Source organism: Halopseudomonas nanhaiensis (assembly GCF_020025155.1).
Taxonomy (GTDB): Bacteria; Pseudomonadota; Gammaproteobacteria; order Pseudomonadales; family Pseudomonadaceae; genus Halopseudomonas; species Halopseudomonas nanhaiensis.
In genome coordinates, this window is the sequence record NZ_CP073751.1 from 992,771 (window position 1) to 1,005,788 (window position 13,018).

Sequence of the window (13,018 nt, forward strand, 5' to 3'; positions counted from 1 at the left end):
ACGAATGCAGGTCGGGAAGGACGGCATCAAAAAATCAGGCCCGCCGGGGGTGCCGGCGGGCCTGAGACGTTTACTGCTTACTCGGTCATTGCGGTCTTGCTGGCGTCAGCGTGCCACTTGTAGACAACGAAGTTGAAATCCTTCAGGTCGCCCTTTTCGTCAAAGGCCAGGGTACCGGTGGGGGTTTCGAAACTGTTGCTGCGCAGTGCCTCGGCAACCTCTTCGGTGTCGGTGCTGCCCGCGATGCGGATGCCATCGGCAATAACCTGGACCGCAGCGTAGGCCGGGAACACGAAGGGACCGCTCGGGTCTTCGTTCTTGGCCTTGAACGCTTCAACCAGTTCGGCGTTCTTCGGATCCTGGTCGAACGCCTTCGGCAGGGTCACCAGCAGGCCCTCGGAGGCTTCGCCGGCAATAGCGGAAATGTCACTGTTACCGACACCTTCCGGACCCATGAAGCTGACCTTCAGGCCCTGCTCGGCAGACTGGCGCAGGATCAGACCCAGCTCAGGGTGGTAACCACCGTAGTAGACAAAATCGACGTTCGCCTGGCGCAGCTTGGAGATCAGTGAGGAGAAGTCCTTGTCCCCTGCGGTGATACCTTCGAAGACGGCTACTTCGACGTTGTTTTCCTTGAGTACGTCGCGTACCGCGGTGGCGATGCCTTCGCCGTACTGCTGCTTGTCGTGGATCACGGCGACTTTCTTCGGTTTGACCTGTTCGACAATGTAGTTGCCGGCGGTCGGGCCCTGCAGGCTGTCGAGGCCGATGGTGCGGAACACCAGTTCATAGCCGCGCTCGGTGATCTCCGGGCTGGTCGAGGCCGCGGTGACCATCAGGATACCTTCGTCTTCATAAATGTCGGACGCCGGCTGGGTAGAGCTGGAGCAGAGGTGACCGACGACGTAACGGATGTCTTCGTTGACGATACGGTTGGCAACGGCAACTGCCTGTTTGGGATCACAGGCGTCGTCGAACACAACACCTTCGAGCTGGCTGCCATTCACACCGCCCGCCTTGTTGATCTGCTCGATGGCCATCTTGGCACCGATGAACTGCATGTCACCATACTGTGCTACCGGGCCGGTTACCGGGCCGGCCAAAGCGATCTTGATCGGGTCGGCTGCCAGCGAGAAGCTGCTGACGCCTGCCAGAGCTGCTGCTGCGATAATCTGAGAAAGCGCTTTCTTGTGTGCCTTTTTCATTTTTCTGCTCACTTGGATGGTCCGTTAAGACGAAGCGGGCGCCTGATGGCGAAGCGCCACACCTCCCCCGGTAACTGTACCGGAGCAGTTTAGCAATGGCACGGTGCCGTGGAAACGAAACGGTAGCAATTTGTCGGCAAATGTCCTTAAACCGCAAAACTGTTACTGATTGGCGACAGAATTTTCATTTTGGTCACGCCAGCGGCCACTCGCCTGTCTGCGCTCGGGACGTTACCATGCGCGCTCGAACATTCGCAGGGGAACAGGATGACCGGTCAGGACGATACCTACGCGGCAATCGTGGGCGCCACGGGTCGTATCGAATGGAAGGCGCTGGAGCCGCATTTCGCTCGCGGTGAAATACTCTGGGTGGACGCCCGTCTCGATCTGGTCGGCGCTGCTCAGGCTCTGATCAACGACGACCGGGACGCCGTCGCCGGCTGGATGGAACGCGGGCTTCTGGGCCAGCTGCGGGATGAACAGGCCGCCGACTGGCATGAGCGTGACCCTGACTCGCTGTGGGCGGTGGTGATTCGACCCTGGGTGCTCGTGCAGGAACGCAGCGAAACCTGAAGGCGCGATCAGCGCAGAGCGCTACGCAGCCAGCTGCTGGCTGCATCGACGACGATCACCATGAGCAGCATGGCGAGAATGACGCTCATCGCACGGGGCTGCTGGAACAGGCTCAGCGTCACATACAGCATCTGCCCCAAGCCCCCCGCTCCCACGAAGCCCAATACCGCCGCCATGCGAATGTTGTTCTCCCATCGATACAGGCTGTAGGCCAGCCATTGGGGAATCACGTTGGGAAGCGTGCCATAGAAGAAGCACGCGACCGGCCCTGCCCCCGCTTCGCGCAGGGCAGAGGCGGGCGCCTGCGGGGCATTCTCCAGCGCTTCGGCGAACAGCCGGCCGAGGACGCCGGTGGTATGCAGAGCAATCGCCAGGGTGCCGGCGAAAGGTCCCAGGCCTGCTGCTAAAACCATCAGCGCAGCCCACACCAGTTCGGGGACTGAACGCAGCGCATTGAGCAGTAGTCGTGCGGATGCTTTGGCGATCCGTCCGAGACGGCCAGCGGCGAGCAGGCTGAGCATCGCGCCAGAAAAAGCCGCAAGCAGGGTGCCGATCGCGGATATTCCCAGCGTTTCCAGCGCGCCCTGACCCAGTTGGCCGAGCCAGGCGGGAGACGTATCCGGCGGAAAGAAGCCGGCCGCGTAGGACGCCATCTGGCCGGCGCTTTGCGCACTGAACAGCGCGGCGAGATCCAGCTCGAGATAGCTGAACGAGGCGAGCAGGGCAGCTACGATAAGCCCCAGCCAGAGCAGGCCCTCCAGGCGACGGATCACGCCAGTCTCCTGCGCAGCAGCGAGCTGAGCTGGTCCGCAAACAGCACAAGGATCAGGAAGGTCGCCAATATGGTTGCCACCTCGCCACCGGCAAACATGCGGATCGACAGATCAATCATCTGCCCCAGCCCGCCGGCGCCAACGAAGCCCATGACCACGGATGCACGGATCGCGCATTCCCAGCGATATAGCGTATAGGACGTCAGCTCCTGCGCAGCGCCGGGCAGGACGCCGTAGAAGAACGCCGCGAGCCTGGAGCTGCCGGCTTGCAGCAGCGCCTGGGCCGGACGCTGGTCGATCGATTCGTAGATCTCCGCGTAGACCTTGCCGAGCATGCCGCTATAGGTGATCGCAATGGCCAGCACGCCGGCTGTCGGCCCCAGCCCAACCGCTCGAACGAACAGCAGCGCCCACACCAGCTCCGGTACGCTGCGTAGAATAATCATCAACAGTCGGGCGGGGTAGCGCAAACCCCTGCCCAGCCAGGCGGGGCGTCCGAAGGTGATGCGCGACACGGACAGCGTCCGCGTCGCGACGAGGCTCAACGGCACAGCGGCAACGAGTGCCAGCGCCAATCCGGCGGTAGCCATGGCCAGCGTCTGTAACGTCGCCACCCACAGCAGGTGCATGAATTCGCTCGAGAGCTCTGGCGGCCAGAAGCCTGAAAGGAAGCCGCCGAGGGTGGCCAGGTTGCGCTCATCCACGAGCGTCGCGGGATCGAACTCGGTAATCACCAGTCCTGGCCAGAGCAGCAGGACGGCCAGGGCGGTCAGCAGCAGTCGGGGCAGGGCTGCGGGGTCGCGCCGGGCCGCAAATGGCACACTGGTTACAGACATCGCGGCGCAATTGGCCTGATAGGTAACTTGGGTGGCTGAACGGCTGGCGCGACCCCGGCTTTTGGCAGCGGCTCTGCGGTAAGGCTGGCGTTGGCATACAGCGCCTGCAGGTCTGCATCAGAGACCTGGGATGCCGGGCGGTCGAACAGGACCTCGCCATCGCGCAGCCCGATGACCCGGGGGAAATGCCGCAGCGCCAGATCCACGGCGTGCAGGCTGGCCACAAGCGTGGTCCCGTCTTCCTCTGCCAGCCGATTGAGCAAGGCGAGCGTATGGTCGGCAAGCAGTGGATCCATCGCCGACACGGGCTCGTCGGCCAGAATCAGCTCCGCCTGTTGATACAGCACGCGGGCAATGCCGACGCGCTGAAGCTGGCCGCCAGAGAGCTGATCGCAACGTTCGAACAACTTGTCCTCCAGGTCAAGCCTGCTCAATATCGAGCGGACGCCGGAGATATCCAGCGGATAGCACAGCGAGGCCAGCGCGCGCAACGTAGACCACTGCCCGAGCCTGCCGGCGGATACGGCCGTGATCACCCGCTGGCGCGCAGGCAGAGGAGGGCTCTGGTGAATCAGGCCGATACGTGAGCGCAGGCGCCGGGTAGCGCGTGCGGACAGTTCTGCCGGATTGCTTCCCAATATTTGCAGGCTCCCGGAAGCAGGCACCAGGCTCATACCCAGCAGCCGGAGCAGGCTGGTCTTGCCCGCGCCGGACGGCCCGATCACGGCCACACGCTCGCCGGTCTCGATACCCAGTTCGAGACCTTTCAGGACCTGGCCGGCGCCGGGGTGGGCAGCGCCCACCCCGGCGAGGCGAATGCTCACTGCAGCAGACCAGCAGCCCTGGCGGCCTGCTCGATGCCCTCGTAGTTCTCCGGGCTGGTCTCGATGAACCGGCTGGCCCGCTGCAGATCGAGGATTTCCTTATGCTCCGGGTTGGCCGGGTCAAGTTTGAGGAAGGCTGCCTTGATGCGCTCGGCCAGTTCCGGTTGCAGGTCGCCGCGTACGGTCCAGTTGTAGTCGTAATAGGTGGGGGTGGTTGCGTAGGCGTGCACCTTGCTGGTGTCGACCTTGCCTTCCTCGACCAGTTTGTTCCACACCGAGGAGTTCAGCACGCCGCCGTCCACGCGGCCGGACGCAACCCAGGCGACTGTCGCGTCATGCGCATTGGAGAACGCGACGCGGCCGAAGAACGCGTCGACATCAATGTCGGCCTGTTGCAGAAAGTAGCGCGGCATCAGGTGCCCGGAGGTGGACGATACCGAGCCGAAGGCGAAGCTCTTGCCTTTCAGATCCGAGTGCTCGTCCACCGACGCGTCAGAGGCGATGAAGGTGCTGGTGAAGGCTGCGTCCTGCTCGCGCTGCACCAGGGGAACCGCATCACCGGTGCGCAACCGTGCCTGAACGAAGGTGAAACCGCCGAGCCAGGCCAGATCCAGCCGACCCGCGTCGAGTGCCTCGACCACCCCGGCGTAATCCGATACCGGCTGGAAGCGCACTTCCATATCCAGTTCTTTCTCAAGATATTTGCCCAGGGGCTCGAACTTGCGCTGCAGTTCGGTAGGGGCTTCATCGGGAATCGCCGACACCCGCAACACCGACTCGTCGGCAGCGTGAGCAGCAGGGAAAACAGCGGCAACAGACAGGCACAAGCCGGCCAGCACGGCCAGCGGACGTTTCAGCTTCGACATGTCATTTCTCCGGTTCAATAGCGGAAGACTCCCAACCGGGTGTCGAAGCCGGCCGGGGCGTGGCGCAAGTGTACTGAAAACCGCGCGTCAGGCAAGGCGCACCGAAGATGGGAACTGTAGCGAGTAGGAGCGGTGCCCCCGCCGCAAAGCCGGCGGAGCGCCGGTCGCCGCGGGTCGCGCCTCCCATGGGTCCTATCGGATATCGCCCTAGTCATTGTGGGAGCGGCGACTCGCCGCGATAGCATCCTTAAAGCCCAGATAGATGGGTGAGCTTTTGCTAATCTGCCTCCAGCTCATTTGAGGAGGTGAAGATGTCCTGGCCACTGGCTGCCAATGTGTCCCTGCTGTTCACCGAACACTCTCTGCCCGACCGCATTGCTGCGGCGGCATCGGCGGGATTCGACGGAGTCGAAATCCAGTTTCCCTACGAACTGGCTGCCGCGGATCTGGCGAAGCAGTTGGCCAGCAGCGCCATGCCCCTCGCACTGATCAATCTGCCGGCAGGCGACTTGATGTCTGGTGGGCCCGGTCTCGCCGGCGTTCCGGATCGAGTCGAAGCGTTTCGCCAGGCATTGGATCAAGCTTTGCGCTACGCCGAGCGTGCCCGGCCTCAGCGCGTCAATATATTGCCGGGCCGGCTGATCGAAGGTGTCGAGCCTGAGGCTGCGCTTGATGCGCTGGTCGCCAATCTCCAGCATGCCTGCCCGGCCTTCGAGTCCCTGGGCATCGACGTTACCTTCGAGGCGATCAACCGGCTCGACATGCCGGGCTTTCTGATTGCCACGCCAGCGGAGCAGATGAAGGTGATCAGTCGGGTTGGCCACCCCAATCTCTCTGCGCAGCTTGATCTCTATCACATGGCAAAAATGGGTGTTCCCATAAGAGAAGCCATCGCTGAGCTGTCGGGGTCGATCGGCCACATTCAGTTCGCTGATGTACCCGCGCGCGGCGCGCCGGGCAGCGGCGGTTTGGATTTTGCCGAAGCGTTTAGCGCGTTGGCGGCGGTGAACTACAACGGCTGGCTGGCAGCAGAATACCGTCCGGCAGGGTCAACTGCTTCGGATCTCGCCTGGATCGGCGACTGGCGCGACAAAGGCTGGATCAGAAGCCCGGCGAACAGCGAATAGTCTGCGCGCTGGCCAGCTTCTCGCTGGAGCTGCCGCGCAGTGAGCCGACGCTCTGCCAGCCAAGCCGCTGAGCGCTGAATACATAGGTCTCGCCGGCTGCAAAGTTGTCATAGGCCACGCCAAGGATGCAGGTGCGGTACTGCGGCTCACCCATGGTCCCACCGCCGCCGGCACCGCCGGGCATCTCGTAGCGAAAGCGCACCTGCAATTCATGAGAACCGGGGGTGAGATCAGGGAAGCGGATGCCGTCGACCAGCTCCCCATCCAGTCGATACGCCGACAGCTGGTCCATGGGCGCGGTATCGAATTCGATTCTCGCGTTGCCTTCTGCCACGGGCTCACTGGGCTGCTGGGCGCAGCCGGCCATCAGCAACGCACACACTGCAAACGTAATCTTTCGCATGATCTCTCCAGCGCCTGTGTTCCTTGCCACACTGTAGCGAAAAGCATCGAGATCTGCTGCGAACCATAAGTCGGGTTACTGCATGCCAATCAGCTCCACGCATTGGGCTGGCACCTCGGGCGGTTCCTCGGCATTCTATTCACCATAATTATGATCATGGGAGCTCCGAATCACCGGAGCGCAGAGGAGAGATCGATGCAAGCATTGAACGGCAAGGTTGCGGTAATCACCGGTGGCGGTAGCGGGCTGGGGCGCGAGCTGGCGCTGTGCTGCGCCGCGCGGGGCATGAAGCTGGTACTCGGCGACGTGGACGAGAAGGGCATGCAGGAAACCCTGCGCCTGGTCGAAGAAGCGTCCCCCGGTACCGAGTCCGCCACCATGCGCCTGGATGTGTCCAAGCTCGAGCAAATGCAGGCGTTCGCCGACCTCGCCAAGAGCCGCTTCGGCGCTGCCCACGTGATCTTCAACAACGCCGGCGTGAGCGTCGGTGGCCCGGCCTGGGAAAACACCCCGCACGACTGGGAATGGGTCATGGGCGTTAACCTGTACGGCGTGGTATGGGGCGTCAAGGTGTTCACCCCGATGTTGATCGAGCAGAACGAAGGCCACATCGTCAATACGGCCTCGGCCGCGGGCTGGCTGAACGGACCGAACATGGCAATTTACAACGTCACCAAGCACTCGGTGGTAGCACTGTCGGAAACTCTGGCGCTGGATCTGCGCGACATCAATGCCAACGTTGGCGTCACCTGCCTGTGCCCGGCCTTCTTCCCCACCGCCATCCACGAGTCCGCCCGCAACCGCCCCGCCGACAAGGGCGAAACCATCACCCCCAGCGAAACCGCCCTCAAGCGCGCCGAACTGACCAAGCAGGCGGTACAGAAAGGCAAGATCCAGGCAACCGACATCGCCGAGATGACGCTCAAGGCCGTGGAAGAGGACCAGTTCTACGTGTTCCCGCATCGCAAGATCAAACAGTTGATCGCCATGCGTGCGCAGGCTGCGGCGGATGAGAAGAAAGCGTTTGATTCCCTAAATCCCGAAGCCTGATCCCGCCTCATATCCTTTGTGGGAGCGCCGTCCCCGGCGCGATAGCGGCCTGGCAAATGTGCTGCGGCAGCCGGCGCTCCTGCGATGCTCACCTCGGGGCACCCGTCCGTCTCGGACGGGTCTGGCTTGACCAGCCAACCCCATCGCGCCGAGGGCGACGCCCCCACAAGCTGGCCGCGACTCTCCGTTCTACCGCTCGTCGCTCCAAGCTTTTCAACGCTTGACGTGCATAGAACGTGCTCGTCCTAAAGTTCCCAGCCCTAGCGCCGATAACCCAAACATCGGTAGGGAAGGGCAACGCAACCCGTTGCCAACCGTGTGGGCTAGGGCCTGTTTGACACCTGATTGGGTTGTCAAGCGAAGCAGGGAAACTTTTTTACGAAAGTTCCTAAAGGTCCTGAAAGGCACGCCGATACAGTAATCGAATGCGAACTCAATGGGTGCCTGGGCAAAGCCGGCCCGCGAGTCGCAAGCTCAGGCAAACATTATTTCAGGTCCTTCGGAGGCAATACCATGGCCCTTACAGTTAACACCAACGTAGCGTCAATCAACGCCCAGCGTAACCTGGGAGCTTCTTCCAGCAACCTGGAAACTTCGCTTCAGCGTTTATCTTCCGGCTCCAAGATCAATAGCGCCAAAGACGACGCAGCTGGCCTGCAGATCTCCAACCGTTTGACCAGTCAGGTTAGTGGCCTTGGTGTTGCGGTCAAGAACGCCAACGACGGTATCTCTATCGCTCAGACCGCTGAAGGCGCGATGCAGGAATCGACCAATATCCTTCAGCGCATGCGCGACTTGGCTCTTCAATCTGCTAACGGCTCAAACGGAGCGGATGACCGCAAAGCGTTGCAGAAGGAAGTCACTGCACTTCAATCGGAACTAAATCGCATTTCTGAAACCACCACTTTCGGTGGCCGGAAGTTGTTGGATGGGTCCTTCGGCACAAGTCAGTTTCAAGTAGGCTCCAATGCCAACGAAACTATTTCGGTCGGGCTGGGTAATACCTCGGCTCGCTCCTTGGGTGCGTACCAATCCAACTCTAACGCCCGTATCGGCACTGCCACTTTGGCTGCAGCAGCAGACACTACTGGCGGTAACGGTGTTGCAGCCACAAACGATCTGACGATCAATGGTCCGACTGGCACGGCTTCGATTGATGTGGCAGCCAACCAGCAAGCGAACTCAATCGCTAAGGCTATCAACGACAAGTCAGGTACGACGGGCGTCACCGCCTCCGCCACAACCGAAACGACTCTGACTACCGGCACAGCAGGCACGATTTCTTTCAGCCTAAAGTCGGGTGATAGCGGCGCCACCGCGGCTACGATATCGGCAGGCGTAACTGCATCTGACCTTTCTAACTTGGCCGAGGCGATCAACCAGCGCGCAGCCGAAACTGGGGTTTCTGCCAAGTTGAGCGACGATAAAGCCTCTATCACGCTTAAAAACTCAGAAGGTTACGATATTCAGATTTCGAACGCTGACAATAGCGGAGCAGCTGCTGCTGGAACCGCCATGGTAGTCGGTGGGGCGAACGTCACGAAGACTGACGGCGCAACTGCAACTGACAGTATCGTGGTCGGCGGCAAGCTGAAGCTCGAATCGGACAAGAGTTTCACCGTGGCGGAAGCTGGCACAGCAAGCATCTTCGCAGCAGCTTCAAACGTTTCCAGCTTGGCATCGGTTGCTAAGGTCGATATCTCGACGGTTGACGGCTCCAACAATGCAATTTCAGTAATTGACAAGGCTATCGCAAACATCGACTCCCAGCGTGCAAGCCTTGGTGCCGTGCAGAACCGCTTCGAGTCTACCATCAGCAACTTGCAGAGCATTTCGGAAAACGTGTCTGCGGCGAACAGCCGAATCAAGGACACTGACTACGCTGCCGAATCTGCCAATCTGACCAAAAACCAGATCATGCAGCAGGCGGGTACTGCGATGCTGTCCCAGGCGAACCAGCTGCCGCAGGCTGTCCTCAGCCTCCTGGGCTAAGGTAGCGGGGCGGTAATGATGCGGGGAGAAGGGTGACCTTCTCTCCGCTTTTTCCTATGCGAGGTTAGTACCATGGATATGGGCACACTCAAACCGTTGCAACTCAACCGTAGCAGCCTTAGCGCTGAGCCGGTCGAGGCGGGCCTCAGCAATCGCCCGGCAGCCAGACAGGCAGATGTTGCACAGCTCAAGTCGGCGATTGCGCCGGTATCTACCGACTCGCAAAACGCGGTCGGGCAATCCCCGGAGGTGGATCGCAACGCACTGGATAGCGCGATTACCGATATCCAGGACTTTGTGCAGTCAGCCAGTCGCAACATCGACTTCAATATCGACGATTCCAGCGGTCGCGTGGTGATCAACGTCACCGAGCGGTCCAGTGGCGATGTGATCAGGCAGATACCCTCGGAGGAGGCACTGCGCCTTGCCGAAAATTTGTCATTGATTCGAAGCGTTTTATTCAAAGCTGAAGCCTGAGCTTCTTCGCCGGTTTAGCTGGCACGTAACTTGCCTGATGACCGGGAAGCGCTGCGCGGATTTGTAATCCGTCAACTTTTGGTCGGAAGGATACACACATGGCTATTACAGGTATCGGTTCGGGACTCGACATCAAGGGCATGGTGGCCGCCCTGGTCAACGCCGAAGCAGCACCGAAAACTGCTCAGCTCAATCGCCTGGAAAAGGCGACCACGGCCAAATTCTCTGCGCTCGGGCAATTCCGCAGCGCCCTCTCCGAATTTCAGACCACCGTCAAGGATCTGAACAGCGCCTCGTTGTTCGAGAAGCGCACGGCTAGCTCTGGCAAAGCCGACATCTTTACCGTCAGTGCCGATACCAAGGCGGTGGCGGGTAGCTACAACGTCCAGGTATTCAACCTGGCCCAGACCAGCAAAATCGCCCTGAAGGGCCTGGATGACCCTGCTGCCAAGCTGGGTGCCGGGCAGCTTGAAATCAAGGTCGGCGATGAAACGATAGCGCTGGATATCACCGAAGAAGCCAGCAACCTGACCGGCATTCGTGATGCGATCAACGCAGCAGGCAAGGAAAAGGGCCTGAGCGCAACGATCGTGAGCGATCCGAGCGGTGTCGGCGGGGCGCGGCTCGTGCTCAGTTCGACCAAATCGGGAACCGGTAACGACATTTCCGTCACCGGAACGTCAACAGCTACCACAACGGGCACCCCAACGCTTGCCGATTTGAGCTTCACCCCGCCTGCTCCGGGAGACGACTTCGTTCCGCCTACGGTAACCGACCCGCGCGCGCCCAAGGTGATCAGTTTCGCCCGCGACGCGAACCTGGCTATCGATGGGATCAACCTCGCCAGCAAGACCAATTCGGTGTCCGAAGCCATTGATGGTGTCACCATCACCCTCAAGGCAGCGCAGTCGAAGGAAGACGTCACCAACGTCAGTACCATTAGCCTGACGGTTGGTGAAGACCGCGCTGGTGTGAAGTCGTCGTTGAAGAAGTTCGTCGATGGCTACAACAAGTTGATGAGCACCATAGGTTCACTCACAAAGGTGACGCCGGTCGGCGGCGATAGCAGCCAGCCCCTGGCCGGGGGGCTGGTCGGCGATGCATCGGTGCGTACGTTCATGTCGGGCATGCGTAGCGATATGGGCAACCCCGCTGGTGGAGGTGAGCTAAAAATCCTGTCAGACCTCGGCATCAGCACGCAACGCGACGGAACACTCAAGGTCGATGATGCCAAGCTGGACAAGGTGCTTGCTGACAACTTTGACCAGGTGAGCAGCTTTCTTACCGGCGACGCTGGCTTGATGGCGAAGCTGGAAAACACCATCAAACCGTATACTCAGTCCGACGGCATTATAGAAAGCCGGACCAAGGGGCTGCAAAGCACCCTCGATAGCGTCGACGATCAGCGCGAAGTCCTGAATCGTCGCATCGGCAAGCTCGAAACCCGACTGCTTGCGCAGTTCAACAAGATGGATACGCTGATCGGCCAGATGTCTGGCACCAGTGATTACCTCGCCGGCGTGCTTAACAGTCTTCCCGGCGTCGTCAAAAAGGACAAATAAGTGACCAGCCCCATCGATACCTACAAGCAAGTCAATATCAGTCAGGAAGTCTCCCAGTACCGCGCCGTGCAGCTGCTGCTTAACGGCGCGATCGAACGCTTGAAGCTTGCTCGCCACGCGCAGGCTACGGGCAACCCCGAGCGCCGTGGTGCAGCGGTAGGTAGCACCATCAGCATCATCGGCGCGCTGCAGGGCTCGCTGGATATGGAGCTCGGTGGCGAGATTTCTCAGAACCTGGATGCGCTGTACGACTACATGCTGCGCAAGCTCGCTGGCGTGGCGCTGGACGATACGCCGCGTTCGCTGGAGGAAGTGCAGGGTCTGTTGGAAGAGATCAAGGAAGCGTGGGACGCGATCGAGCCGAAGTAAGCGAGATCACGCAAGCGCAGGTAGGTGTGGGAGCGGCATCCCCGCCGCGATGGTTTTTTCGTACCCTTCGAACATTCAACGAACCTAGAGCCCGCTATCGCGCCGGGGACGGCGCTCCCACAGGGACGTGGGGCTCGGCGAGTGATGGCCCCGTTCATTCCGATTAACGTTTAATTTCCCTCAAGTTTTACTGCGCCGGCCGATATAAGGGGTATGTGCAACACACCCAGGGACACAGCGCCATGAATGCCTACGCGATGAAGCAATACCAGACTGTCAACGTTCATGCTCAGGTCAGCGAAGCCAACCCGCATCGTCTTATCCAGATGCTGTTCGAAGGTGGTTTGCAGCGCCTGGCGCAGGCCAAGGGTGCGATGCATCACGGTAATCTGGCGTTGAAGGGTGAGCTGATGGGCAAGGCGATTGGCATCATCGGCGGCCTTCGCGATGGGCTCGATCTTCAGAAAGGTGGCGAACTGTCGGCCAACCTGGATAATCTCTACGCTTACATGATTCAACGGCTGAGCCAGGCGAATCTGAAGAATGATCCGGCGATCATTGACGAAGTGGCCGGGCTGTTGCGTGAAATCAAGGAGGGCTGGGATAGCATCCCGGCCTGAGGAGAACGACATGGCACACGCTGTCGAGCAATTGGAGCAGACCCATCACGCACTGATCGCCGCTGTTCAGGCTGGCGACTGGGAGCAGGTGAGCGAGCTCGATGTGTTGTGCCGCGAGCTGGTCGGGCGGGCGATGCAACAGCCCGAGCGAGACGAGCAGGCGCTGGCCAATGCGCTGACATCGCTGTCGGAAACGTACCGCGAAGTCATCGGCTTGTGCCAGGCAGTGCAGGGGAAGCTCGCTGAAGAACTGCACGGAATCCAGCGCAGCAAGGAAAGCGCCAAGGTCTACCAGATGTTCAGTTGATCCGGTTTCGGATGGATGGCAGTAAATCATGCGC

At 60.6% G+C, this 13,018-nt stretch carries 15 protein-coding genes; 9 read left to right on the forward strand and 6 right to left on the reverse strand.

Features of this window, described 5'->3' with window-relative positions; all coding sequences use genetic code 11:
* Positions 1-77: 77 nt before the first annotated feature.
* Entirely contained in the window at positions 78-1,205 is a 1,128-nt protein-coding gene (locus KEM63_RS04475; protein ID WP_223655000.1) for a branched-chain amino acid ABC transporter substrate-binding protein, read from the reverse strand.
* A gap of 267 nt (positions 1,206-1,472) precedes the next feature.
* Between KEM63_RS04475 and KEM63_RS04480 the strand changes: the two genes are divergently transcribed.
* Positions 1,473-1,778, forward strand: a complete 306-nt coding sequence (locus tag KEM63_RS04480; RefSeq protein ID WP_223655001.1) for a DUF2288 domain-containing protein — start codon at positions 1,473-1,475, stop codon at positions 1,776-1,778.
* 8 nt (positions 1,779-1,786) lie between these two features.
* Here KEM63_RS04480 and phnE read toward each other — a convergent pair whose 3' ends face one another.
* The 4 genes from phnE to KEM63_RS04500 are packed head-to-tail and all read right to left on the reverse strand — an operon-like array spanning position 1,787 to position 5,077.
* The gene (gene phnE / locus KEM63_RS04485; protein ID WP_423747834.1) at positions 1,787-2,551 is read right to left on the reverse strand and encodes a phosphonate ABC transporter, permease protein PhnE; all 765 of its coding nucleotides are present in this window, start codon (positions 2,549-2,551) and stop codon (positions 1,787-1,789) included.
* The gene (locus KEM63_RS04490; protein ID WP_223655002.1) at positions 2,548-3,387 is read right to left on the reverse strand and encodes a PhnE/PtxC family ABC transporter permease; all 840 of its coding nucleotides are present in this window, start codon (positions 3,385-3,387) and stop codon (positions 2,548-2,550) included. Before KEM63_RS04490 ends, phnE begins: the two co-directional genes overlap by 4 nt.
* On the reverse strand, positions 3,378-4,211 hold the full coding sequence (locus KEM63_RS04495; protein WP_223655003.1) for a phosphonate ABC transporter ATP-binding protein: 834 nt from the start codon (positions 4,209-4,211) through the stop codon (positions 3,378-3,380). The genes KEM63_RS04490 and KEM63_RS04495 overlap by 10 nt, the downstream gene beginning before the upstream one ends.
* Positions 4,208-5,077 (reverse strand): putative selenate ABC transporter substrate-binding protein, encoded by an 870-nt coding sequence (locus KEM63_RS04500; protein ID WP_223655004.1) that lies wholly within the window; start codon positions 5,075-5,077, stop codon positions 4,208-4,210. The genes KEM63_RS04495 and KEM63_RS04500 overlap by 4 nt, the downstream gene beginning before the upstream one ends.
* A gap of 311 nt (positions 5,078-5,388) precedes the next feature.
* Here KEM63_RS04500 and KEM63_RS04505 point away from each other — a divergent pair, with 311 nt between their 5' ends.
* Positions 5,389-6,204 (forward strand): hydroxypyruvate isomerase family protein, encoded by an 816-nt coding sequence (locus KEM63_RS04505; protein ID WP_223655005.1) that lies wholly within the window; start codon positions 5,389-5,391, stop codon positions 6,202-6,204.
* Here the strand turns inward: KEM63_RS04505 and KEM63_RS04510 are convergent.
* The gene (locus tag KEM63_RS04510) at positions 6,179-6,607 is read right to left on the reverse strand and encodes a PA0061/PA0062 family lipoprotein (RefSeq protein WP_223655006.1); all 429 of its coding nucleotides are present in this window, start codon (positions 6,605-6,607) and stop codon (positions 6,179-6,181) included. The two genes, KEM63_RS04505 and KEM63_RS04510, sit on opposite strands and share 26 nt — an antisense overlap.
* Before the next feature lie 195 nt (positions 6,608-6,802).
* Here KEM63_RS04510 and KEM63_RS04515 point away from each other — a divergent pair, with 195 nt between their 5' ends.
* The 7 genes from KEM63_RS04515 to KEM63_RS04545 all read left to right on the forward strand — a co-directional run bounded on the left by KEM63_RS04515 (position 6,803) and on the right by KEM63_RS04545 (position 12,984).
* Positions 6,803-7,657: an SDR family NAD(P)-dependent oxidoreductase gene (locus KEM63_RS04515; RefSeq protein WP_223655007.1), complete on the forward strand. Its 855-nt coding sequence runs from the start codon at positions 6,803-6,805 to the stop codon at positions 7,655-7,657.
* A gap of 513 nt (positions 7,658-8,170) precedes the next feature.
* Entirely contained in the window at positions 8,171-9,649 is a 1,479-nt protein-coding gene (locus KEM63_RS04520) for a flagellin (protein WP_223655008.1), read from the forward strand.
* A gap of 72 nt (positions 9,650-9,721) precedes the next feature.
* Positions 9,722-10,126, forward strand: coding sequence for a flagellar protein FlaG (locus tag KEM63_RS04525; RefSeq protein WP_223655009.1), 405 nt, complete (start codon positions 9,722-9,724; stop codon positions 10,124-10,126).
* Positions 10,127-10,224: 98 nt separating this feature from the next.
* Positions 10,225-11,688, forward strand: coding sequence for a flagellar filament capping protein FliD (fliD, locus tag KEM63_RS04530; RefSeq protein WP_223655010.1), 1,464 nt, complete (start codon positions 10,225-10,227; stop codon positions 11,686-11,688).
* Positions 11,689-12,057 carry a flagellar export chaperone FliS gene (gene fliS / locus KEM63_RS04535; protein WP_223655011.1) on the forward strand — a complete coding sequence of 123 codons (369 nt, stop codon included), beginning with the start codon at positions 11,689-11,691 and terminating at the stop codon, positions 12,055-12,057. It abuts the gene before it with no gap.
* Positions 12,058-12,299: 242 nt separating this feature from the next.
* Entirely contained in the window at positions 12,300-12,677 is a 378-nt protein-coding gene (gene fliS / locus KEM63_RS04540) for a flagellar export chaperone FliS (RefSeq protein ID WP_223655012.1), read from the forward strand.
* Between the two features lie 10 nt (positions 12,678-12,687).
* The gene (locus KEM63_RS04545) at positions 12,688-12,984 is read left to right on the forward strand and encodes a flagellar protein FliT (protein ID WP_223655013.1); all 297 of its coding nucleotides are present in this window, start codon (positions 12,688-12,690) and stop codon (positions 12,982-12,984) included.
* Positions 12,985-13,018 lie beyond the last annotated feature (34 nt).

What these genes read in the sequence shown, in the direction of transcription:
- KEM63_RS04475 (WP_223655000.1), bottom strand. Translation starts at nt 1,205, where the DNA reads ATGAAAAAGGCACACAAGAAAGCGCTTTCTCAGATTATCGCAGCAGCA.
- KEM63_RS04480 (WP_223655001.1), top strand. Translation starts at nt 1,473, where the DNA reads ATGACCGGTCAGGACGATACCTACGCGGCAATCGTGGGCGCCACGGGT.
- KEM63_RS04490 (WP_223655002.1), bottom strand. Translation starts at nt 3,387, where the DNA reads ATGTCTGTAACCAGTGTGCCATTTGCGGCCCGGCGCGACCCCGCAGCC.
- KEM63_RS04500 (WP_223655004.1), bottom strand. Translation starts at nt 5,077, where the DNA reads ATGTCGAAGCTGAAACGTCCGCTGGCCGTGCTGGCCGGCTTGTGCCTG.
- KEM63_RS04505 (WP_223655005.1), top strand. Translation starts at nt 5,389, where the DNA reads ATGTCCTGGCCACTGGCTGCCAATGTGTCCCTGCTGTTCACCGAACAC.
- KEM63_RS04510 (WP_223655006.1), bottom strand. Translation starts at nt 6,607, where the DNA reads ATGCGAAAGATTACGTTTGCAGTGTGTGCGTTGCTGATGGCCGGCTGC.
- KEM63_RS04515 (WP_223655007.1), top strand. Translation starts at nt 6,803, where the DNA reads ATGCAAGCATTGAACGGCAAGGTTGCGGTAATCACCGGTGGCGGTAGC.
- KEM63_RS04520 (WP_223655008.1), top strand. Translation starts at nt 8,171, where the DNA reads ATGGCCCTTACAGTTAACACCAACGTAGCGTCAATCAACGCCCAGCGT.
- KEM63_RS04525 (WP_223655009.1), top strand. Translation starts at nt 9,722, where the DNA reads ATGGATATGGGCACACTCAAACCGTTGCAACTCAACCGTAGCAGCCTT.
- fliD (WP_223655010.1), top strand. Translation starts at nt 10,225, where the DNA reads ATGGCTATTACAGGTATCGGTTCGGGACTCGACATCAAGGGCATGGTG.
- fliS (WP_223655012.1), top strand. Translation starts at nt 12,300, where the DNA reads ATGAATGCCTACGCGATGAAGCAATACCAGACTGTCAACGTTCATGCT.
- KEM63_RS04545 (WP_223655013.1), top strand. Translation starts at nt 12,688, where the DNA reads ATGGCACACGCTGTCGAGCAATTGGAGCAGACCCATCACGCACTGATC.